We start from the raw sequence: 24,115 nt of genomic DNA on the forward strand, positions 1-24,115 counted from the left end.
AGAAAATGGGTTATTGATTAAGGATGCAGACAATACTTTTATTGTGTGAATCATGACTTTAAACTGAAAACTGACGAGCGATTCATCCCATGACTGAAGTCACGGGTGTTCTCGCCACACTTATAAAGTCTATAGTAAGGATGTTTTCTTTCCCTGATTGATTCAAACCTTTCAAAACTTTCCGGGTTTTGCATTCTTTCGTTTATTGCATTTTCAACATTGGATATTAGTTTGAGAGCGGCCTCAGGATTCTTCAGTGAATACTTAATATAATCCAGAATCTCAACAAAGTCTTGGTAAAATAATGGTAAATATCGAACAGTATATTTATTTACCATTAACGCGCCTCCGAAGTTGTTCGAAGACGTCATCATGTGAATATCGCGTATCATCTAGAGCAGCTTGTTTATCTGCCTCATCCAGCTTCATTTCAATATCATTTGTTAAATCTGCAAAGGTTTCCAGACTCATCACGACCATACTGCCATAGCCGTTTTTTGTCAAATAGACCGGCTCTCCTTCTTTTACAATTTTCTCTAATTCAGTGAATTTATTTCTTAAATCTGAAATTGGTCTTATCTGAATCATAGGAGTCCTCCTCATATTCAGCGTTGTTTGCCTATCATAATTTTATCATTTGCTCAACAAATTTCTTTGTAGTTGGGGTTGGTTGGTGATGAGTGACCATCGGCAAAAAAATCTCCTCTTGAAAGCCTTTAAAGACTTTTCAAAGAAACTTTGCCGATGGTCGTCTTAACTTCACCCCGCGCACTCAATCCTCAACTCAGGATCTCCCGCACTATAGCCTCAATATGCACCTGAGTCGTGTCGATCAGCACCGTGTCGAGATCGCCCTCTTTGATAATGAGGGGCAGCTCCGTGCAGCCCAGGACAAGGGCGTCCGCCTGATGGGCCGCGAGCATTTTGTTCGCGATGCCCAGCATGGCCGCCTTTTCTTCCGCCAGGACAATTCCGGCCTCCAGGTTCGGAAAGATGATGTTGTGGATGATCACCTGATCCTCTTTGCTCGGCACAATAGCCTCAATGCCGAACTTGGCGCAGGCCTTTTCATACATGCCGCTCTCCATGGTGAATCCTGTGCCGAACACGATCAGCTTTTTCAAACCCTTGGCGTGGGCGTATTTACAAGTTTCATCCACAATACCAATGACGGGAATAGGGGACCCCGCCTGGATTTCATCAAATACAATATGGGCGGTGTTGGCAGCTATGGCGGCAAACTCAGCGCCTGCCCCATGCAGCCTTTCAATAGAAGCGATCAGCCACTCTGACAAGGTGTTCCAGTCCTTGCGTGACACCAGATCATAGGCGACGGCCAAGTCCAGGCTGTCAATGACCATGGGTGGATTGCTGGCGCAAACGCCGGTCGTCTCTATTTTGTCACGGTATAAGTCGTGGATGCTTTTATAATACTCAAGGGTGGAGATTGGGCCGAGGCCGCCGACGAGTCCGAACTTTTTCATGGGAATGCTCCTTTGTCGTTTAATGGTAGAAAAACTCTTTTAGAAACTCATTTGTTTCACAGAAGGTTTTGGCAGCCACGAGAGCACCAGCGCGCCAATCCCTGCAAAAACAACGAGCAGACGAATCAGCAAACTAAGATAAGGGATTTGCATGAATGCCGTGAGGATCAGAAGACCCAGCAGGAACAGCCACATCCCTTTGTGAATTTCCGGCCATCCCAGCTGCTTCGATAGCCATGAGCCTATAAAGACGGCAACTACAATCTTGGACAAATAGAGTGAGACACCGTAGATCAGTCCCGTGATGACGCCCAGAGGAATCCCAATTACAGTGATCATGACGAGAACGACGAAAATTGGCACGACAATGAGGGCAAGGGCGCCCACACCCAGTGTTTTAAGCGGCGTCTCTGATATATGGCTTGAAGCCTTCGACCAATATTCCGGTAGCCACAGTTTTACGGCTAACCATATGATCAAAGCACCTGCCATGTTGATCAGCATGCCCCAGTAAGTGCTGGCCCTGGTCAGTCTATGAGGCCTCATCTGAGCCGGAGCCTCGGGTTCCCTGTATTCCCAGTCTGTGCGGCCAGCAACTTTCGCCGCTGGTGATTGTAAGGCTTCTCTTGCGCTTGTGTAGAAAAGATCACCATTGATTGCGGCATTGTCCATCAGTCTGATGTTTTCTGCTTCAAGCTGAGCGTTTCGGCCGATCTGGCCATTGAGGTCAACATCCATGGCGCCACCTTGGAGATCCCGCGTCACAACACCCTCAAATATGAAGGTTTGACCGCCAAAGAAAAGGTCGCGTCCAATTAGTGAATCCTTGGAGAGATTGATGTCCTGAGCGCCCAGGAAGGCGTCGCGCATGCCCTGCCCCCGGATTGTGACCGTCTGCCCTGCGCCGTAAATATTCCCGTTGATCTTGCCGTTGATGGTGAGGGTTTGGCCTGCAACAATCAGGTCGCCGTTGATGTCGCCATTGACGGTAATATTCTGCCCAAAGGCAAAGGTGGTGCCGTCAACGTTTCCATCTATTCTAACCGTACTGCCGCCAAAAAAACCTGGCCCGTCCACCGTGGTGCCTGCCTCAAGCATGGATAACGGTGTCTGATTCCCCCGGATGGATTCGCCCAGCGACAGATTTGTCATCATAAGTCCCAGCACAAGCACTATCAGCGCTGTTGACCAGCTAACGTGTTTTGGTCTTATGTTCAGCATTGTAAGACCTCCTTGTTTAAATGCCTAATGATCAAAGGAATGAGGCAATATTCCTATATTGCATATATATCTAATATTTCGGTTCTTACGCTTAAGATTTCGTTAATTCTTTGGTTAGTCCCCCCTGTACCAGTGAATCGCCGATAATGAAATTCGTTACAATCCTAACAGCAATTAATTTTCAATAAACGAGTCGCTAGATACCAGTTACAGATGAAGTAAAACCCAGAATTGCCGTCAGAAAATAATCAGAAAGCATTTGCCGATAGTCTTATTAATGTCACCGCAGCGGCCGCTTTGCTTCTTCAAGCGTAGTCTCGAATGGATATTCAGGATGAATTTAGGGAATAAGTTGAATAGCGAATTCGTTTCGTTAAAAATTAAAACGAGATTGAGACCAATTTTGATTAACATTTGCGAAAGGAATGATCTGACCATGTATGACAACCACGCAATCTTCTTTCCGCCGGACGAATTGGCGTCAGTTTTACTGCCGGTGACAACTGGCTGCTGGTATAACCAATGCGTGTACTGCTCAATGTATAAGGATAGCGAAAATGATAAACCAGTTTAAGACGAACAGGGTCATTACCATGAATCTGACGGTTTTTTATGGAACGCCTCTGAGCAAAATGGTTGAGCGGGGAGAGTTTGTTCCTCCCAGCAGCAAAGAGCGGCTGGAGGAAGTCCGGACGCTTCTTGAAACGTTGGAGACTACAGAGCGAATAATCTTTGATACGACACATCCCACGAATATTATCAAGATCAAGGGGACGCTGCCGGAGGATCAGGTGCGGCTGATCCATGAGGTTGAGAGATTCATTTCGAAGGGGATCGTTTTCGTTTGATGAAAAGCGGCTGACCCTTTGATGTTCGGTCTTTATTGGACTTTGGCCATGTGCAGGTTGGCGGTTGAATGACCATCGGCAGAAGCTTTGTTTTTGGGTCCTTGAAAACCGGCAGATCCACAGCACCTACTCACGCCTTCTCAATTATGAGATCCACAGGGTGAGCATGTCTGTGCCGGCGAAATCTGCGCCCGAGGCACTGCGGGAAATTTACGACTGAAATTTTTCAAAGTGCGCAAACTTTCCCGGCACCTCGGGCGTCTAAGGAATGTAGCGCTACTATTAAGAAGCAAAGTGAGGACCCAACATTGAACAGCCGACGGATCGCGGATTATGTCACCGAAAACAGAGAAAGCCACTACCGGCTTGCCTATAGCTATGTCAAGAACCCGGACGACGCCTTGGATGTAATCCAAGAGTCGATCTGCAAGGCGATTCACGGCGCCCACACGCTTAAGTCGCCTGAGTTCATCAAGACCTGGTTCTACCGGATCGTGATCAACACGGCCCTGGACCTCCTGCGGAAGCAAAAAAAGCTGGTTTTGGCAGATGATGAGGCCTTCGAGACACTCCACGCAGTTGTGGACGACCCGATGGAGGATTACGACCTGCACCAGGCGCTGGAGCGGCTGCCGGGGCATTACCGGACCGTTGTGGTGCTGAGGTATTTTGAGGACCTGCCCCTGAATGACATTGCCGAGGTCACCGGCCTCCCCCTCAGCACGGTCAAAACGCGCCTCTACAAATCCCTTAAAATGCTGCGTCTCGAGTTGGAATCGGAGTCGGAGTCGGACTCGGACAAGAAAGGCGGAAACACCTATGGATCCTAAAATCGAAAAACTTCGGAACGCGTATGACAGCATTCCCATCCCCGACGAGCTGGAGTCCCTGGTTGACAAGACCCTGAGCCAGGCCATGGGTGCTTCTGATAGACATGGGATAGGGCCTCGCAAGCATCGCGCTGCCAAGGGCTTCCTGGTGGCTGCGGCTTCTTTGGCAGCTGCCTTCGTCCTCTTTGTGGCGGGCATAAACTTGAGTCCCACTTTCGCTGAAAAAGCAGGACGTCTGCCGATGGTCGGGCAACTAGTCAAGGTTTTCCTACTTAGGGAATACACCCATCAGGAAGACTCTTATGACGCGAGCCTTCAGTCGCCAGGCATCGAAGGGCTGGAAAACCAAGACCTCGAGGACTTCTTGAATGCCAAGTACCTGTCGGAGAATAAAGCCCTCTATGAAACCTTCATGGCGGATATGGCCGCTCTGAAAGAGGCGGGCGGCGGACATCTGGGCGTGGACAGCGGGTATTTGGTTCTGACTGACACGGCGGAGATCCTGTCTATTGGACGATATGTGGTGAATACGGTGGGCTCGTCATCGACGGTCTTCCGGTATGACACCATTGATAAAGTGAATGAGATCCTTATTACCTTGCCTAGCTTGTTTAAGGACGACCGCTACATTGACCTCATCAGCGAGGAGATCAATGGCCAGATGGTGGCCCAGCACCAGGCTGATCCGAACCGGTTCTTCTGGGTGGAGGGGATTGATCAGTCTGTGGACATGCCACTGTTCGAGCGCATTGCAGGGGATCAGAGCTTCTATATCAGCACGGAGGGCGAGCTGGTTATCTCCTTTGACAAGTATGAAGTCGCGCCGGGCTATATGGGGGTTTTGACGTTCACCATACCGACTGAGGTTCTGAAGGATGTGCTGGTGAGCCGGGTGTATTTGAAGTAGGCCCGTACCTGGCACGATTTTCGGAACGCTGACGTTTAATTAATTTGAAAAGACTGCTGTTGCATGTTTTCATCAAAAACAACTTCACGAACTTCAATTATGGTACCAGGTACAGAAAAAGGCCCTGGAAGATGATAAAAGTTATTAGAAAAGAGGAAAGCTATATGAGACTACGCAAAACTTTACCTTTACCCTATTTGATTCCGACCTTTATTGTTGCAGCGAGTCTGTCGCTGGCGGGTTGCGCGCCATTGTCTGCAGAGGCAGCGACACCGCCGGAAAGCGGGTCAGAAGCTCTGGATCAAACTCCTGACGAGAAGCTTGAGGATCCAGCGAATGAAGATGGCTATGTGCTCGTGACGCAAGTTTATGAGGAGAAAGACAGGCGCATTAAAATTGCCTATCCCCAAATTTCGGGTTTTGAAGGCGAGCTGCTCCAGGATTATATGAACCAGAGTCTGAGAGAACCTGTCGAAACATTGACGGTTGGTACCTCTTATACCGATCTAGAATTGGATTACAGGGTCACTCTGAAAACCCAAGAGATGCTCAGTGTTATTCAGATTGGAACCGTGCAGTTGGAAGGCGGACGTAAATTCAATTATCTGGACAGCGTCAATTTGGATCTGAAAACTTCAAACGAGATTACCTTTGAGAATTTCATCAAGGACGATCCTGCGTCCAGGGATGCCTTCGCGAAGATTCTGGATGACAAATTTGTGGAGGCAGGGTATTCGGATGGCGCTGAGTATGAAGGGCTGAGACTCTTCTTCAGACCTGACGAAGTCGTGTTCTTCTACATGCCTCTTGATGACAGCGCTGAGGCGTTCGTTCAGATCAGTGTGCCAAATATTGAACTCGAAGGTCTTGTCGAGAACGAGTTTGGGGAGCGGCCGGCGAGTTAATCTTGGGTTCAGGGCTTGGGTCTCCACCCAAATTAGGGTCGATATTTAGATAGCGTGGCAGATTCACTTGTTAGAAGGCTCGAAAAATCTCGTATAATCCGCTTTTGCAAGTTGGATTGTACGAGATTTTATGGTGATATCTTTATAAAGAGATCAGAGGAGGCATCTCCAATGCTGACAATCAATTATTCTTCTTTGATAAATCATCTCGAGGAATATTTAGATAAAGTCTGTGAAGACAATGAGACCGTCATTGTCACTGGAAAAGACGAGAAAAATGTTGTTATCATTAGCCTTGAAGCCTACAACAACATGATGGAAAATTTGTTCATAATGAGTAATCAGAAGAATTACAAACGGTTGTTGGAGAGCCGGCGTCAAATTGAGCACGGTAAGACTGTCGATTAATTTTAATACATTTGCAAGCGCCTCCGGACTCACTCCAGGGGCGCTTCTTCATTCCCAAAGTTTTTCTCCCATGGTATAATCTAACTAAACAACCGCACCCTCACCCAACCAATTTAAATCCATTGGAGGTTTCCATACATGAGAAAAGCATTCCGAGAGTCATCCCGGTTCCGAACTTTGTCCCTCGTCTTAATCTTTGCCCTCCTCTTCACCGCCCTCCCGTTCCAAGCCCCGTCCTACTCCGCCACCCGCTTTACAGACGTACCGGGCGGACACTGGTCGGAAATCTTCGTCAACAAAGCCAGGGACTACGGCCTGATGAAAGGCATAGGTGACGGCCTCTTCGGCTTTAATCGCAGCGTCACCAAAGCGGAGTTTGCCACCATCCTCTGCCAGATGTTCGGATGGGAACTTTTGAAACCCGCAGCCACGACCTTCTCAGATGTCGCTGCTTCCCAATGGTATTATACCTATGTCGAAACCGCCCTGGCTAACAACGTTATGGACAAGACCGCGACCTTCAGTCCGGAACAGCCCATCCTCAGAGAGGATATGGCGGCTATGCTCGTCAGAGCCCTTGGCTATAATACCCTCGCGGGGAAAGCTGCCCAGTACGGCCATCCCTTCAAGGATGTGACGGAGAAAGCCGGTTATATCACCATTGCTTACGACATTGGCATGATCAAGGGTACCAGTGCCACCACCTTCGCGCCAAAAGCCACGGCAACACGCGAAGAAGCTGCCACCATGCTGGTGCAGGTCTATGAGAAATATATCAGTGAGATCAACTGGGTTCATGCCTTCTATGCCCTTAAATCCTACAGCCAACTGGGCCTCACCACCCAGATGGACGCCGTCTCCGCAGGCTGGAGCCGCATGAGCTTTAACACGACGACCGGCGCTTACCTGAACACTACCGGCCAAAACAGCAACGAATGGCAGGTGCCAAATGGTTATGAGCTGGTCACCGGCTTCCTGGATACCAACCGAAAGCCGTTGAACCTCAGCGTCTATCTGGATACCTCCGTCACCTTCACCCAGGCGGATGGTACGTCCACTAATACTGCCAGAGCCATCCTGCTGGATCCCGCTCAGAGAACTCAGGCGGTCCAGGCCATTCTGAACGAACTGATCCGCACTTATGACGTCCTGGGAAAGAATCCGTATAGTGGCGTGACCATTGATTTCGAAGGCTTCCGGGGCGCTGAGATGAAGGCGGGGCTCAATGCCTTTTTGGAGGAGCTGGATGGGGGACTCAGCGCCACGGGAAAAAGCCTATATGTGATGGTGCAGCCGGCGGTTTGGAATTCTGCCTACTTTGATGGCTATGACTTCCGGACTATTGGGGCATTGGCGGACCGAGTGATTCTAATGGCCCACGATTATCAGCCGACCAACCTCCGGGGCTTTGAGGGGACGTCGTTTCATAGAAATGCGGCGCTGACGCCGCTGGAGCAGGTGTATTATTCCCTGCGGGCGGTCACGGATCCGGTGACGGGCGTAACGGCTCAGGACCGGGGCAAGCTGGCGCTGGCTATCAGCTTCACGAATGTGGCCTGGACGACATCCGGCGGACTGCTGTCCAGCCCAACGCCGATAAAGCCAGAGACATCCACGGTTTACGCGCGGATGACGTCGCCAAGTGCGGTCATGGGTTACTCTGAGGTCTACCGGAACCCTTATCTGACCTATACCACCGAGACCGGCGAGGAGATTTTTCTCTGGTATGAGGATGCCCGCAGCGTGGCGGACAAGCTGGCGCTGGCGAAGCTGTTCGGCATCCGCGGCGTGTCTCTGTGGCGGCTGGGCCAAGTGCCGGCGTACGGGGATGCGGGGCTGGAGTTTGATGTGATGAAGGTTTTGAGATAGCTTCTCTTTAAGAGAGGGTGTTGTGGATGGGTGACCATCGGCAGCACCCTCTCTTAATTTTATAAAATGTTTCGATTGCACTTAGATTGTGATCAAATCTTTCAATGCCCTCCTGGTGATAAAACGTGGTATCCTGTAACCGTTGCAATCACATACCATAGATCAGGAGGAAATTTTACATGTTTCGTAAACTAATGATGTCACTTTTAGTCCTCACCCTTGCCGCAGCGGCGACTGCCTGCTCGTCCGGCAATGCAGAGGCGCCGGCTTCGGCAGCGGCAGAAACTCCGGCGCCTGCGGCAGCCGAGGAGAAAACCTACCAGTATTACACGGCGGAGCAGACCAAGGCTGCCATTGAGAACAACGCGGAGATCATCCTCCTCGATATTCAGGTCGAGGACGAGTGGAACGCCCACCACATCGAGGGCGCGGTGCCAACCTACGCTTATCCGGTAAAAACGCCGGAAGATGAAGCGAAGCTCGCGGCAATTCTGCCGGATCTTGCGGGAGAACAACCCATTATTGTTATCTGCCCGGGTGGTGCCGGCGGCGCGACGAGATCCATTGATTATCTCATGGCCCAAGGCGTTGCTCCAGAGCGCCTCTTCATCCTTGAGAATGGTCAGAGCAAGTGGCCGTACGAGGAATTGTTGGCGAAGTAATTCCCAATCGACAATATGACCATAACTCGAACAATATGAGCATTATGTTAACCTTTTGTAACCTTGGGTATATGGTGGACATAATTCACTGTCGAGCCTTACATAGCCCAATGCGGCACCCGCTTAACCGCGGACTGCGCCTTGACACGCTATGCTTTGGTGGAGGCAATGATCCCCGGATTGAACTCTGGACGCCTGTGATCCGGGAAGAGCCAATGGCGTAACCGACCCCATTATGGGGTCTTTTTCATTTTTTGAAAGGCGGAATGCGTATGGGAAAGTACATTGACTGAGCGACTTTTCAAGGAAACATCCGGAGCATCAGAAAAATGCCTTTATCTATGGGCAAAGTGAAACTGCATAAATTAAAAGGACAATTCAAGAAAGGTCGTGTTGAATTGCAGTCGAGACAGAACGATAGTCTATTTTTGACGCTGTATGAGAGCGTTTTATCGGTTGGTTCGAATTGTTATTCAGAGCGACATTTTAACGTGGTCATTCGCAGTAAACAGATCTATCTGGGCTGCACGAAAAAAGCAATTTAAAATGTCACTCCAGGAAGTGCGCAGCCAATGAACCCTGAAGGAATGCTTTCCTTATTCAGGTTTTCAATCATTGTTTTGCATGTGAACTTCATTCAAATCCTATTTGAAACGGAGTGAGAGTTATGTCAGAGTATCACATTGTTAAATCCGGCTTGAGGCGGCTGATGCCGCTGCTCCTGCTGGTCATCATGATTTTAGCCATGATGCCGATAGGCAGCTTCGCTGCCGATGAAACACTGTACGGCTACAGGGTTTCCTACAATAACACACAGACTCAGCTGGCTGACACGCGCTGGATGAACTCCAACCTGGGCAATGGCTGGGCCGAAGGCGACTGGGTCCCTTATCAGCTGGTGCTGACAGGCATCGATAATTTGACCGATCTGCCTGAAGTCGCAGTCGCGTATGACTTTTACGGCAGCCAAAAGGATGCCGTACTCGTTGACTTAGTCAGGGGCTTCCAAGTCCGATGGTCATTGACCGACAACGCTAATATCGCGTTGACAGATCTCCAGATGGGCTACCCATCTTCACAAACTTCACCAATCACAACTGTCGATCAGATGGAAGCCGCACAGGCTGATCCTGTCATCGGAAAATGGGATGACTTTGAACTGGTTGACGTTCCAAAAGAGCAAATTAACCTGGGGCATGACGGGACAAACTTTATTCCACTCACACCGACTAGCCCAGTCGCACATTTCCGAATCACAGACCAGCAATTAAAAGATGCTGGCGTACCTGAAAACGTAAAAACACTGGTTATTTACTTCCAGCTTCACTTGGCCAGAACTTCACTGTGGCAAAGTGGGCTATTCCAGCACTATGGTGATATGGGCGTACCTGCAGAAGAATGGGGCGGGCACATCTATAAAGAGGGCACAGCATTCGACGGCGTCAGTAACTTTGGTTCATTCTACTATCCAGGATCCTCTGGTCATGCCAAATTGCTCGGCGCATTAAGAACAGTACCAATTCCTATTCCTTCCCAAAACCTCGGCAGTGTCACCGGATATAAATGGCATGACATGAACGGCGACGGCATCAAAGATGCCAATGAACCATTCCTCGCCAACTGGCCAATTTATATCACCGCTGACATTGAAGGCATGTCCTTTGTTCTCAGTACTTTGACAGACGCCAACGGCGTCTATAACTTCCCTACCCTGACCTATGGCACAAGGTATATCACAGAAGGTGTCACCCGCGGTTCTGAAACAGGCTGGACTCAAACTTTCCCAACTGGTGAGTTTGATGTAACCGATCCGTTTGGCGGCTTTGACAACTACAATGATTATCTGAATGATATTGATGAAGGCTCAGGCGTCGAATTGGCGGATCAAGGTTATATGATTGTCATCGACAGAAATAATTTTGCTTTCACAAACAAGAACTTTGGCAACAGGATGACCGGAGATCTGGAAATCACCAAACTCTTCGATTATGAAGACGTTGAGGGATTTACAGATGAGATGCTTCCTGAATCCATCGGCATCCATGTCACTGGTCCTTCCTTTGATCCGGATGGCGCTGATTTTGATCTCTTGAAGGATGACGATTACTATCTCCTTCTCCAAGATCTGCTCCCTGGCGATTACAGCATTACGGAAATCAATGTTCCTGAAGGCTGGGATGCGCCAGATGTACCAATTGACGTTTCGGTTATCGCAGGCGACGTCGTTGAAATCGATTTCACTAACGTCTTCCTGACCGGTTCTCTCAAAATCACTAAAGAATTTGATTTCGAGGGCATTGAAGGCTTTGATGCTGAGACTATGCTTCCGAATGAAATTACGGTCGAAGTCACTGGTCCTTCCTATCCTACGGGGACCGAAGTCGATATTACTATTAGCGACGAAGGCATTGGCGAAGTTACTCTCAACAATTTGATCCCGGGCAATTATACGGTGGATGAACTGGCGTTTAACGGTTCAGAGATGTGGGATTCTGACATTGACCCTGAGTCTGTCGAAGTCGTCGGCGGCGCTTTAGAGGCTGTCGTCGTTTCCATCACCAACACCTTTATGCCAGGTGAGCTTCGCATCACTAAGGATTTTGACTTTGCAGGCATCTTCGGATTTGACGGCGCCACAATGCTGCCAGATTCCATCACAGTCGAGGTCACCGGACCTTCTTATCCAGCCGGAACAGAAGTCACAATCAATATTGACGATCTTGGTGACGGCACTACGCTTCTCCAAAATCTCATTCCAGGTGACTACACTATTGAAGAGCTTGCCTTTACGGGCTCAGACGCTTGGGACTCAGACATTGATCCAGAAATGGTCGAAGTCATCGCCGGCGCCAACCCAGTGGTTGAAGTCATGATCACCAACACCTTCATCCCTGGTGAGCTTCGCATCACCAAAGTATTTGACTTTGAAGGCATTGAAGGTTTTAATGCTGACACCATGCTGCCAGCTTCCATTTCAGTCAAAGTCACCGGCGCTTCCTATCCACTGGGAACTGTTGTAGACATTGACATTGATGAATTTGGCGAAGGCGAGACACTCCTTGATAATCTGATTCCTGATGACTACACCGTAGAAGAGCTTACCTTTGAAGGCTCTGGGGCTTGGGATTCAGCAATTGTTGGTTCACCTGCAACAGTAGTCGGTGGTGCGTTGACGGCTGTTCAGGTTGACATCACAAATACCTTTGAACCTGGTGAGTTAAAAATCACCAAAGAATTCGATTTCGAAGATATTGTAGGCTTCGATCCAGAAACAATGCTGCCGGCTGAAATCACCGTCATGGTCACAGGCAATTCGTATCCATTGGGTACGGAAGTCGACATCCCAATTAGCGATTTGGGTGTTGGCGAAGTGACCATCGACAACCTGATCCCTGGTGACTATACCGTCGACGAGTTGGAATTTACAGGCTCTGAAATGTGGGAATCTTTGATCACCGGGTCACCTGCCGCTGTAGTAGCAGGCGCAGAAACGACAGTCACAGTCTCCATCACAAATACCTTTATCCCTGGCGACCTTGAGATCACCAAATTCTTCGATTATGAAGGCGTTGTGGGATTTGTGGTAGAGATGCTTCCAGAATCCATTGACATCCACGTTACCGGACCTTCCTATGATCCGGATGGGCTAGATGTCACACTTTATAAAGCTGACAACTACTACGTGAAGCTCGAAAACCTGATCCCTGGCGACTACAGCATTGACGAAATCCTAGTCGGGGACGAATGGGAGGCGCCAGAACTTCCAATTACCGAGGAAGTTTTAGCCGATGGTCTCGTCTCCATCAGCTTCACCAACGTTTACGTCCCTGGCGACCTTGAAATCACCAAACTCTTCGATTACGAAGGCGTTGTGGGATTTGAAGACTCCATGCTTCCAGAGACAATCGACATTCACATTGAAGGACCTTCCTATGATCCGGATGGTCTGGATGTGACACTCGAAAAAGCTGAAGGCTACTATGTAAAACTTGAAAATCTGCTTCCAGGCACCTATGAAATCACAGAGGTCAACGTGCCGGATGATTGGATGGCACCAACACTCCCAATCGAAGTCGACGTGGAAAACGGCGAAACAGCATCCGTTGAATTCACGAATGTCTTCATGACGGGTTCGCTGATGATCACGAAGAACTTCGTCGGCGGCGATGAGACCTTATGGCCTGAAGAAATCGTCGTTGTCGTGACCGGTCCTTCCTATCTGTTAGGGTTTGAAGTTGTTATTGAGATCGATCAAGTAACCGGGTCCGGATCTGTAATTTTGGACGACTTGATCCCTGGTGAATACAGCTTCAGCGAGCTGGCTTTCCCTGGCAGTGAAAACTTCACTTCCAGCATCAGTCCACAATCCGTGATGGTCGTTGCAGGCGCTGCGTCACCTGCCATAGTCACAATCACGAATACTATGGCATACCACGATGAAACCGCTTGGGCATTTGGAAATAATGAGAACTGGGATTCCGTAAAATCCAAAAACTGGGGCTGGAATATTGGTCCTATCACCGATGGATATAGCGAAACCCACGACTTAATCGCTGGTGCTGGCGGCAACATTGTAGAAAATGGCACTTTAGTTGGACATGTTGAAATTGTTTACTCCGGCGGTTACGTCACCGTAACCTACCACATGCTTGACGGCTTTGAATTGATGGACACTCACGTTTGGATTGGCGCAACCAATCTTCCTAAGATGAAAAATGGCAAGATGACAGATTCGCCTGGCCAATTCCCTTATGAGGATGGCGCAAGTATCGCTGTTACAGGTCCAGTCTATGTCGCAGCTCACGCAGTTGTGAGAATGCCTGGTAACTAACAGAATCAAGTAATTTCTTCTAAAAGCGCTCCCGGGTTTCCGGGGGCGCTTCTTGTGGATTTGGGAGACCATCGGCAAAATCCCTGTTCTTTGCCGATGGTCATTCAAATCACTCTGATCTGATTCTATCAATCGAAAACCATTCTCACAATCTCTGGTACCAAGTTGAAAGTTGTCCGCGTCACCAATCACCAACCCTCTTTTGATCATATTGTAAATGAAATTCATTATCGAAAACCGCTTAAACCCCTTCTTCCAGGGTAACTATGCACTATCAAGAAGCAGCTATTTAAGTCAAAACACCCCGCCACACCACATAGTTTTAAATCCACAACATACCTCCTTCTGACCCCTGTAACTGCCAGGCCCCACAAAACCTCATTACATACAAGGGCAAACCCGCCGAAAGGCGGGGACGCAAAGCCAGGACCTAAAGCGCGAGCTATGGCCGACCGGCTGCTATGTACAACCGTTTTGTGTTGTCATGGCAGCTTTTTATTTGCCCTTGAGAGCAATTGACGCATTTGAGGCGATTACAAATAACAAGAAAGCGAGAGGTGAGAACCATGTTAGGTATTAAAGGCAGGATCAAAAGATTTCTAAGTTTGAGTATGATCTTGGCGATGTTGTTGATGAGCGTGCCGTCCATGGCGGCGACAGTTTACGACTTTGAAGGTACTTTTGATATTACAGCAGGTCAGAATATGATTATCGGTGAAGCTACTGTGATAATCGATGGTGACCAGTTAACCATCGACGTGAACCTGGATGAAGGCCAAAAAGCCAGCGAGTTCCATCTGGACATTTTCGATAGCCTGCCAGACTCACGTCCAACACCTGGCCAGGCTGAACACAAAGGAAGCTTCAATCCAGCAAAAGAAGATTTTGACATCGGTCCAATAACCCTTGACCTCGATGATCTCGACCCAGGCCAGTGTCAGGATCTCTATATCATCCTTCACCTGGCTGTCGGCGGAGAAACCGCTTATGCTGGCACGGTTATTGACTCTGAAGAGAGCAGCGGCGCATGGTTCGGCTTCATCCACATCCAAATCTGTGAGCCTGACGATCCCGATCCTGAATTCGGCAGCCTGACTATCTTCAAATTCCACGATCTCGACGGGAACGGCGAATTTGATGATGACGACGAGCATGCCCTTTCCGGCATCGAGTTCGAAATCTATAATGAAGACGACGAGGAGCTTGACGGCTCCCCATTCACCACGGACGAGGACGGCCTGATCGAGCTCACCGGCCTCCCGGTCGGCGATTACACCATTAAAGAGTTGTCCGGCAACGAAATCACAGGACAGGTCTTTGCCGATGGTCTCCTCACCATCTCCATCGAAAAAGACCAAATCACCCGCGTTGAAATTGGCAACATTATCCCGGATGACACCTTCGACGTGAGAATCGTGAAATTCGAAGACCTAAATAGAGACGGCAAAATGAACGGCAATGACGACTTCCTCGAAGACATCCACTTTATGCTCTTCGCAGATCCTGAAGATGACACTCCACTCCAGCACGGCTACACGGACGAGGATGGCGAGCTTCTCTTCACCGGTCTCGAAGCCGGCACCTACTACTTGCAGGAGAACAGCAGCGCCATCATCACAACGCCGGTTTTCGATGACGAAGGCTTCTTTGAAATTGAAGTCGGCGGCGAAGATTTCGAAAATCCGCTTGAAATCAAAATAGGCAACTATTACAGCGAGGGCGAAACCGGTTCCATCACCATCTGGAAATTTGAAGATGAAGACAAAGATGGCGTCTGGGACAACGGCGAACCTGCCCTTGAAGATATCGAATTCAAACTCTTCATGGAAAACGACATGCCATCCACCAGCGAATCAGCCATTTCAATGATGGAAGTCGCAAGCGGCGAAACAGATGAGGACGGCAAGCTTGTCTTCAACAACCTCGAATTTGGCAACTATGTCCTCGAAGAACACAGCACCTTTGAAATCACCGCGCCTGAGGATCTCAAAGACGGCGAGATGGACATTCACCTCCACGAAGAGCACACCACACACGTGGTCTACGTTGGCAACTTCATCCCTGGTGAGCCTGAGCCAGAGGATGGCACCATCATAGTCCACAAATTCAACGACACTGACCGCGATGGCGCGAAAGACGACAACGAATCCTGGCTCTCCGACGTTGACTTCGAACTCTTCGAGTCCATGAACGACGACGAGCCAATCCGCACCGGCACAACCAATGGCAGCGGCATAATCACCTTCAGCGGCCTCGAGCCTGGCGATTATTTCCTCGATGAGCTCGGTTCCAGAATTATCACCACTTCAGTTAACAGCCAGGGCTTCATAGAAGTCATGGATCTGGATGAAGAAGAAACTCTCCACGTCTACGTTGGCAACTACAGGCAGTCCCCACCGCCGCCACGTGATAACGACGATGACGAGGACCCAGTCGAGCTCGGCACCCTCCGCATCCAAAAGTTCCTGGATTCCGATGAGGACGGCATCTTCGACGCCGACGAATTCGAAATGGTTGGCATTACCTTTGAACTCTACGATGCTGAAGGAGACGACCTCATCAGCACCAAGATGACCGACGCCGAAGGCGTCATCACCTTCCCGAACCTCGAATTTGGCGAATACTACCTGAAAGAAGTCAGCGACTTCAGAATCACTACCGAAGGCTTTGATGCCGATGGTTTCAGCAGCGAACCAATCGAAATAGATTCCGATGATGTCCTCATCATCACCGTCGGTAACATCAGAGACGAAGTGCCAGCAGCCGTAGTTGTAGAACTCCCAGCAGAAATAGAAATAGTGGAAGAACCTATTCCACTGGCACTCCCAGATACCGGCGAAACCGGAGTTGAATCCTATTATATTCTCGGCAGCCTGATCATGATTGCCGGGATGTTCCTTAAACGTTTGAGATAACCCCTCTCGCCTCTCTTTTGTGGCCAGGCTGCCTACGGGCGGCCTGGCCTCTTTTTGTAGCAGTGGCAGGCCCGCGGTGTCCGGTGACACCTCGGGCCTTTGTTTGGAGGTGTATTGTAACTTACATGCATTGATAATGTCTTTCAAAAGCTCTGGCCTCAAAATGAAAGTTGTCCGCGCGGACTGTAATATTCTTAGTAACCGGTGCGAAATTCAAAAATGGACCGCGCCGTCAAATGATCAGTTTTTTAATAGTTGTTTCAAACCTGTATCGCTTTCAACACATTGAAAGTACTAGGTTATTGAAAAACTGTTGATTAATTTGCATCAATTTTGGGTAACATAATATTGACAGATCATCACTACATACTGAACCAAATCACATACAAGGGCAAACCTGCCGAAAGGCAGGGGCGCAAAGCCCTGGGCCTAAAGCAAAACCATGGTCGTCCGGCTGCTATGTACAACTTGTTGTTGTCGTGGCAGTTTTTTAATTTTACTTATATCTTTTCCTCACATGACTTTCAGTTGACTTACACCATCTTTGCAGGCAAAAAAGTGTCGAAGAACCAGTTTTGCCAGCTCTTCCAAAAACAAGTGAACTACCGCCAACTTCATTCTATATTCTCGGCGCGCTTTTGATGCTCGCCGGGATGTTCCTTAATCGTTTCGTGTAATACTCGCCTCTCTTTAGCCAGGTCATCTCACCGGTGGCCTGGTCTTCTTAAGCAAAGACGTGCATAAACAAAGATAACGCAGTGGGTCAGAGAGCTTGTTCTCTGACTCACTGCGTTATCTTTGTTTATATAGGGCGCAGCCCTAACCGAAGCGCAGCTTTTAACCGAGCCCTGCGAGGCTAAAAGCGGAGCGAGGGGCACGTCTGGTATCGCGAGGTGCATGTTCAGCCACCACGGGTCAGAGATCTTGTTCTCTGACCCACTGCGTTATCTTTGTTTATATAGGGCGCAGCCCTAACCGAAGCGCAGCTTTTAACCGAGCCCTGCGAGGCTAAAAGCGGAGCGAGGGGCACGTCTGGCATCGCGAGGTGCATGTTCAGCCACCACGGGTCAGAGATCTTGTTCTCTGACCCACTGCCTTATCTTTGTTTATATAGGGCGCAGCCCTAACCGAAGCGCAGCTTTTAACCGAGCCCTGCGAGGCTAAAAGCGGAGCGAGGGTTATACCTTGCGCGTCATAACACAACCCGCCACCCGAGTGGAACCCTCTGAGACATCTGACTTCAATACGGATTCAAATATTTAAGAACCATTACCGCCTCCCGTCTCCCACCTCCAAAAATCCTCCTCACCTCCACCCCATATCCCGCTCCCGGCCCTGTTTCAACCCCCTCATTTTCGGGTAACATAATATCAGCAGACTATCAATACACAAGAAAACCTAAACATCCATCCCCATAACGACAAACATATAAAGGCAAACCAGACCGAAAGGCTGGGTCGCAAAGCCAAGGCCTACCGGCAGGATCCCTGCCCACGGTCGACCGGCTGCTATGTGCAACGTTTCGTTGTCATGGCAGTCATTTTTTATTCAATTGTAAACAATCTAATTTAATAGCTCCCGGTGCCGACCACAAGAGAGGTGAGTAAAATGTCAGGCATCAAAAACAAACTGAAATCCCTTGTCAGCCTCATGATGATCTTTGCCATGATCATCACGAGTTTCCCATCCATGGCAGATGAGATCCATGACTTCCAAGGATCCTTCCAGGTCATTGCCGGCCAGAACGAACATATTGGCAGTGCCAATGTCACAATCGACAGCGGCATGCTGACCATCCATATCACCATGGATCCCGACTGGCCGGCCGATGAATACAGCCTCTACATCCTGGAAGAGGAACCCACCGACAGGCTTAATCCCGGTCACGCACCTATTAAAAATGGAGACCTGGACAAAGCCACTGACTTCACCATAGGTCCAGTCGACCTGGCCCTTCCGGAGCTCACCCCTGGCCAATGCCTGACGAGGTATTTGATCCTCCACCTAGTCTCCGGCACTGAAACCGCCTATACGGGTGACATCCTTGATCCAGATAAAGGCCCATGGTACGGTTTCATCACAGTCACTATCTGTGAACCCGAAACCAACCCGACTGGATGCATCACCCTGCACAAAAAAGTCATCAGCCAAGAAAATCAAATCCTTGAGGATGACGAGACCCCATTTAACATCACCATCACATATCCAGACAGCACCACAACCACGGCCACGATCACCGGCAATGGCACCGCCCCACCATTCACCAACTTGCCCCTCGGCACCTACACGATTTCCGAGGCCGCTCCAGACGGCTACACTCTTGAAGGCATCACTTCCGGCACACAGACCGCCACCAACGATCTGCAGATCACTATTAGCGAAGATGATCTCGATCACCACGTGACCGTCACCAACCAGAAAAAGGATCCTCCAACTTGCACAGCCGCTCTGAAGCTCACTAAAAAAGTCGTCGACGCCGACCATAAACCAATAAGCACCAACGACACCTTTAACATTGAAATCAAATACCCGGACGGCACATCCCACACGCACACCCTGAAAGGCGACGGCACCCCCGTCACCCTGAACGGCCTGGACCCAGGCACCTACACGATCACCGAAGATACCCCGGAAGGCTACACCCTGAAGAGCATCCAGACCGGTGACACGATCACCGACGGCGCGCTGACGATTACACTTAGCGGAAGTAATCCGGAAACGACAGCCGAGGTCACCGTCACCAATCAACAGGATGCCAACCCCACCCCGCCAACCGGCACCCTTACCCTGATCAAGCAAATCGTAGACACCCAGGGCCAGCCCGTCACCGACGACCACACCGAATTCACCTTCACCCTCCGGGATCATGACAACTACGAAAATATCCTTAAGCTGGCCGGCCACAACGCCAGCATCACCCTGAAGGATCTGCCGCTCACTGCCTATACTCTAAGTGAAGCCTCTGCCGATGGTCACATCCTCAAATCCATCACCTGGGGCGACACCACCGTCACTGCCGGCGCCCTCTCCTTCCAACTGACGAAGGAACACAGCAGCGCCACAATCACGGTGATCAACGAGCGCGAACCGGATCCCGATCCACCAGGAGACCTAGATCCACCGCCAAAACCACAGGATAAACGAGGCGAAATCCGCGTCCACAAGTTCCTGGATACCAATCAAAACAACCTCCAGGACCCTTCTGAGTTCGACATGCAAAACATCACCTTCGAACTCTACGCCGCGGACAAGACCACCCTGCTGCACACCAAGAAATCCAGCGCCGCGGGCGACCTCACCTTCACCAACCTGCGGTATGGCACCTACTATCTGCGGGAAGTCAGCGACTACACCATCACTTCCCCATCCTTTTCCGCCGATGGTTTCTCACCACCAATCACCATCAACTCCACTCAGGCCCTAACCTTCAACGTGGGCAACTACAGGGACACCACAGCGGAAGACGTTCCGCCGGAGCTCCCTCCAAAAGGCCCGCCTGACGAACCACCAGAAACTGAAATCGTCGAGGAAGAGCCGCCACCTTTAGGCGCCCCACCTTGGGAGCCCCCAAACGAGCTCCCACCAACCGGTGAGGCTCAGGCCAGCATGCTCAATCTCCTCGGCACCCTGCTCCTCCTCGCAGGAGCATTCCTGAAATACCAGTATTGAAAAGAAAACCCCAAAACCGGATCGTCCTTGGATGGTCCGGTTTTTGTCTGCCAATAAATCAGCCTCTCCAACCTGATTCAACCCCCCCTTCAACCCCTCCCCGCCGATGGTCCTGTAACATCCTCCCAAAATAGTTTCAAAAAGATTTCAAAATATTCTGATCAACCCCGAAATATTCATTTATAGAGACGAAAGTAATGAATAACACCGTCTTTTCAATTTGTAACTCTCCCCAATATTTTGTTATTATTACAAGTTTGAATTAAAAATTTTGTACATTATGATGCATGAGATTTTGTTAAAAGGGTATTTAATCAGTGGAAGCATTGGAAATGCTGATGTTGGTTAACATAACATTATACCAAACCTTAAATGGCTGAACTTATAAGAAAAAATAAGGAGGGGATTGGACAATAATTTCTGCTGAAAACACAGAATTCATCACTCCGAACCGCATACCAAGGGCAAACCCGCCGAAAGACGGGGACGCAAAGCCAGGAGTCTAAGGGATAGACTACGATCGTCCGGCTGCTATGCACAACGAAACTGTTGTTGTCATGGCAGTCTTTTTGTTTACAGAAATTCAAAAAGGCTGACCATTCCACTTCGACCCAATCGGAAATATAGAGAGGTTACATCCAGAGAGAGATTTAAGGCATTTCAAATTATTTAGAGAGGTGAGAGAAATGAAAAGAAGTTCGAGATTGATTTCTGATATGCTCCCTTTATGAGAGACAGTGAAATAACAAATCACTGTTAATCATGAAGGGAGCATTTTTATGCCTCATATACCGAAAGCGACACCAGAGGAGAAGGTTTCTCTTATCGAAAAGTATCTCAAGGGAGAGATAAGCCAGGTTCAAGCAATCAAAATAGCAGGGGTAGTAAAATCCAGCTTCAGGCTTTGGATAAAAAGATATGAAGCTGAAGGGATCACAGCTTTTATACCTAAGGAGAAGAATCGCGTTTACAATGTTGAACTCAAACAGCAAGCTGTAGAAGATTACTTATCCGGTGGCATAAGCTTTTTAGAAACCTGCAAGAAATACAACATTCGTTCACCATTCCAGCTTAGCAGCTGGATAAAGGTGTATAATAGCGGCAAAGACTTCACGCGAAAGATGTCGGGAGGTAGCCGCATGATGAAAACGAGAAAGACGTCACTGGAAGAACGCATTCAAATAGTAAAAGAATGTCTGGAAGCAGAGTGCAATTATGGAGAGATTGCAAAAAAGTATGATATCAATTACCACCAGGTCTATACTTGGGTGAAAAAGTATATAACATTCGGTGCGGCCGGCCTTGAGGATCGCCGCGGAAAGCGCACAGCAGATCAGGAACCACGCACCGAAATTGAGGAACTCAAGATTCAAGTGGCTAAACTGAAACATGAGAAATACATGCTTCAGATGGAGCGTGATTTATTAAAAAAGGTCGAGGAATTAGAGAGGAGGAATGCCTTTCGCAAGTGAGACAGGGGCATCTATATGAATCCATCTACGCCTGCGTAGAGGAATTCAGCTATCCAGTCGATTCAGCTTGCTCGATTCTGCATGTAGCCAGATCTGCATACTACAAATGGCTCAATGGCACTCCTTGCGAAAGACAAAATGAAAATGATCGCATTGCTAAGATTGTAGAGGAAATTCATATGGAAAGTCCAGACAAAGGGCATCGTCGTATTCGAGATGATTTGGAACGCTACCATAAAACCAAAGTCAGCGACAAACGAGTTCTCCGTATCTGCCGAATTAAAGGGATTAAATCTACTATCAAGTACACGAACAACGGCTGCACTCGTCAGGCATCTAATCCTCAGCACATAGCAGAAAACCTGCTTAATCGCGAATTCCATGCGGATAAGCCAAATGAAAAATGGCTGACTGATGTTACAGAGTTCAAATGGTATGAAGGAAATGAGGTCCGCAAGATCTATCTAAGTGCTATCCTTGATTTGTATGACCGTCGCATAGTTTCTTTTGTCATCGGCAATAGAAACGATAATCCACTTGTATTTGATACCTTCGATAAAGCGATTGAAGCTAATCCTGATGCAAAGCCACTCTTTCACAGCGACAGAGGGTTCCAGTACACTAATAGAGCTTTTCATCAGAAGTTGGAGCATGTCGGACTGATGCAAAGTATGTCTCGAATAGCCAAGTGCATTGATAACGGGCCAATGGAAGGTTTCTGGGGCATTCTAAAACGCGAACGCTATTATGGCAAGCGTTTTACCAACCGCGATTCGCTCATAAAGATGATTGAAGACTACATCGATTATTACAACAACAAACGACTTCAGCGCAACCTAGGCATTTTGACTCCAATGGAAAAGCACGAGCTATATTTAGCGGCATAAAAAAACCGCAGGTTGAAAACGATTTCGTTAGAAATTATTTTCAATCTGCGGTTAAAACACGAGCCGCTGTTCTATGAAATCTTTTGTTTTATTTCATTGTCCTCTTGACGGATAGCATATCATTCTTTGTTTTTAGTGTTACTATTAGTTTTCCCATCATTTATCTTTAAGACAACCTTTGCAGCAACTGGCGATTTCTCAAATGTTGATTTTGCAGCTTCACATCCTGATTCATATGACCACAGCATTGGTGGAGGAACTTTTAATAATGTTGTGGAGTCTCTAGAAGGCGCTGACTTTAAGTGCGGAGACATTGTAACATATCTTGCAGAGGTTCCAGTTAATAACACAAAAGATGCAACTACAGATGCCCCTCAAACAATTGAGATTGATTTCTCTTTCCTAATGGATACAACTGGCCAATCAGGAGTTGCACTTGGAGAAATAATGAATGTTGGCATCAACACTGGCGATAGTAATATTTTGATTGATCCAAACGGAACAGCAAATAATGTTCAACTTAAACAAGTATGGACACAAGGAACAATTTTTAATCCCGGAGGAGAACTTTGGGCAACAGTCGAATTAGACGGACTAGATCCAGGCGAAGTTATTATTGTACGAATTGACGTAAAACTAATGTGTCAACCTAATACAAATCCTACAGGGAATTTACAAGCCGCACTGGAAGAAATCCGATTAACCAAAATTAATGGTGAAACTTTTGTCACACCTGTTGAATATGTTCCTGGTGGTGCACAAACAATTCCATTTAAGCAAGTAAATCAGATTTTAATACCAGATTTACCACCCTCAATTGATGTAACAAAAACTGCAGATGACAATTCTATCCCTAACACAGGCCAACTGGTGACGTATACCTTCCGTATTACCAATACCGGCCCGGAAGATGTTACCGTAACTAAGATAGTTGACGATAAACTTGGCGATCTTTTAACTATCGCTGAAACCAAAAACGGCGACAATCCTATTGTTATCCCTTCAACTGATCCTGTTGACAGCTATTTTGAGTTCACACATTCTGTCACGTTGTCATCTGAAACCTTAACATCACACACCAACCGTGTTGACGTCGATGCCATTGATGACGATCAAACAACCGCCTCTGCATTTGATACTGAGACAGTGACGTTTGAATATCCAAATCCTGTTCCTACTATTTCAGTTCTCAAGACTGCAGATGACA

Annotated in this window: 17 protein-coding genes and 4 riboswitches; of the genes, 13 read left to right on the forward strand and 4 right to left on the reverse strand. The window is 48.4% G+C overall.

Annotated features, from left to right (window positions below):
* Positions 1-50: 50 nt before the first annotated feature.
* From OEL90_RS13720 to OEL90_RS13735, 4 genes are all read right to left on the reverse strand, one after another.
* On the reverse strand, positions 51-338 hold the full coding sequence (locus OEL90_RS13720) for a type II toxin-antitoxin system RelE/ParE family toxin (RefSeq protein ID WP_300689466.1): 288 nt from the start codon (positions 336-338) through the stop codon (positions 51-53).
* Complete coding sequence (locus tag OEL90_RS13725; RefSeq protein ID WP_300689468.1) at positions 328-588, reverse strand: type II toxin-antitoxin system prevent-host-death family antitoxin; 261 nt, start codon at positions 586-588, stop codon at positions 328-330. The genes OEL90_RS13720 and OEL90_RS13725 overlap by 11 nt, the downstream gene beginning before the upstream one ends.
* A 191-nt stretch (positions 589-779) precedes the next feature.
* Positions 780-1,484: an aspartate/glutamate racemase family protein gene (locus tag OEL90_RS13730; RefSeq protein ID WP_300689469.1), complete on the reverse strand. Its 705-nt coding sequence runs from the start codon at positions 1,482-1,484 to the stop codon at positions 780-782.
* Between the two features lie 39 nt (positions 1,485-1,523).
* Entirely contained in the window at positions 1,524-2,705 is a 1,182-nt protein-coding gene (locus OEL90_RS13735; protein ID WP_300689471.1) for a polymer-forming cytoskeletal protein, read from the reverse strand.
* A gap of 557 nt (positions 2,706-3,262) precedes the next feature.
* Here OEL90_RS13735 and OEL90_RS13740 point away from each other — a divergent pair.
* The 13 genes from OEL90_RS13740 to OEL90_RS13800 form a co-directional block, all read left to right on the forward strand.
* Complete coding sequence (locus OEL90_RS13740) at positions 3,263-3,553, forward strand: hypothetical protein (RefSeq protein WP_300689472.1); 291 nt, start codon at positions 3,263-3,265, stop codon at positions 3,551-3,553.
* A gap of 308 nt (positions 3,554-3,861) precedes the next feature.
* A complete protein-coding gene (locus OEL90_RS13745; RefSeq protein ID WP_300689475.1) occupies positions 3,862-4,383 on the forward strand; it encodes a sigma-70 family RNA polymerase sigma factor in 522 nt (173 codons plus the stop codon).
* The gene (locus OEL90_RS13750; RefSeq protein ID WP_300689478.1) at positions 4,373-5,290 is read left to right on the forward strand and encodes an RsiV family protein; all 918 of its coding nucleotides are present in this window, start codon (positions 4,373-4,375) and stop codon (positions 5,288-5,290) included. Before OEL90_RS13745 ends, OEL90_RS13750 begins: the two co-directional genes overlap by 11 nt.
* Positions 5,291-5,454: 164 nt before the next feature.
* Positions 5,455-6,195, forward strand: a complete 741-nt coding sequence (locus OEL90_RS13755; RefSeq protein WP_300689480.1) for a hypothetical protein — start codon at positions 5,455-5,457, stop codon at positions 6,193-6,195.
* Between the two features lie 171 nt (positions 6,196-6,366).
* Positions 6,367-6,603, forward strand: coding sequence for a type II toxin-antitoxin system Phd/YefM family antitoxin (locus OEL90_RS13760; protein WP_300689483.1), 237 nt, complete (start codon positions 6,367-6,369; stop codon positions 6,601-6,603).
* A 138-nt stretch (positions 6,604-6,741) separates the two neighbouring features.
* A complete protein-coding gene (locus OEL90_RS13765; protein ID WP_300689485.1) occupies positions 6,742-8,472 on the forward strand; it encodes an S-layer homology domain-containing protein in 1,731 nt (576 codons plus the stop codon).
* 179 nt (positions 8,473-8,651) lie between these two features.
* Positions 8,652-9,134, forward strand: coding sequence for a rhodanese-like domain-containing protein (locus tag OEL90_RS13770; RefSeq protein WP_291401962.1), 483 nt, complete (start codon positions 8,652-8,654; stop codon positions 9,132-9,134).
* Positions 9,135-9,801: 667 nt separating this feature from the next.
* Entirely contained in the window at positions 9,802-13,965 is a 4,164-nt protein-coding gene (locus OEL90_RS13775; RefSeq protein WP_300689490.1) for a SpaA isopeptide-forming pilin-related protein, read from the forward strand.
* Positions 13,966-14,347: 382 nt separating this feature from the next.
* Positions 14,348-14,429, forward strand: a riboswitch (cyclic di-GMP riboswitch).
* A gap of 102 nt (positions 14,430-14,531) precedes the next feature.
* On the forward strand, positions 14,532-16,880 hold the full coding sequence (locus tag OEL90_RS13780; protein ID WP_300689493.1) for an MSCRAMM family protein: 2,349 nt from the start codon (positions 14,532-14,534) through the stop codon (positions 16,878-16,880).
* 380 nt (positions 16,881-17,260) lie between these two features.
* A riboswitch (cyclic di-GMP riboswitch) is annotated at positions 17,261-17,342 on the forward strand.
* 961 nt (positions 17,343-18,303) lie between these two features.
* Positions 18,304-18,393: riboswitch (cyclic di-GMP riboswitch) on the forward strand.
* A 95-nt stretch (positions 18,394-18,488) separates the two neighbouring features.
* Entirely contained in the window at positions 18,489-20,549 is a 2,061-nt protein-coding gene (locus tag OEL90_RS13785) for an MSCRAMM family protein (RefSeq protein ID WP_291401956.1), read from the forward strand.
* A 453-nt stretch (positions 20,550-21,002) separates the two neighbouring features.
* Positions 21,003-21,085, forward strand: a riboswitch (cyclic di-GMP riboswitch).
* Between the two features lie 243 nt (positions 21,086-21,328).
* Complete coding sequence (locus tag OEL90_RS13790) at positions 21,329-22,021, forward strand: helix-turn-helix domain-containing protein (RefSeq protein ID WP_300689495.1); 693 nt, start codon at positions 21,329-21,331, stop codon at positions 22,019-22,021.
* Positions 22,018-22,908: an IS3 family transposase gene (locus tag OEL90_RS13795; protein WP_300689498.1), complete on the forward strand. Its 891-nt coding sequence runs from the start codon at positions 22,018-22,020 to the stop codon at positions 22,906-22,908. The genes OEL90_RS13790 and OEL90_RS13795 overlap by 4 nt, the downstream gene beginning before the upstream one ends.
* 135 nt (positions 22,909-23,043) lie before the next feature.
* Positions 23,044-24,115, forward strand: a 1,072-nt coding sequence (locus OEL90_RS13800; protein ID WP_300689501.1) for a DUF7507 domain-containing protein, incomplete at its 3' end; no start/stop codon positions are given.

The sequence above is a fragment of the Acidaminobacter sp. genome (genome assembly GCF_030247605.1).
GTDB lineage: Bacteria > Bacillota > Clostridia > Peptostreptococcales > Acidaminobacteraceae > Acidaminobacter.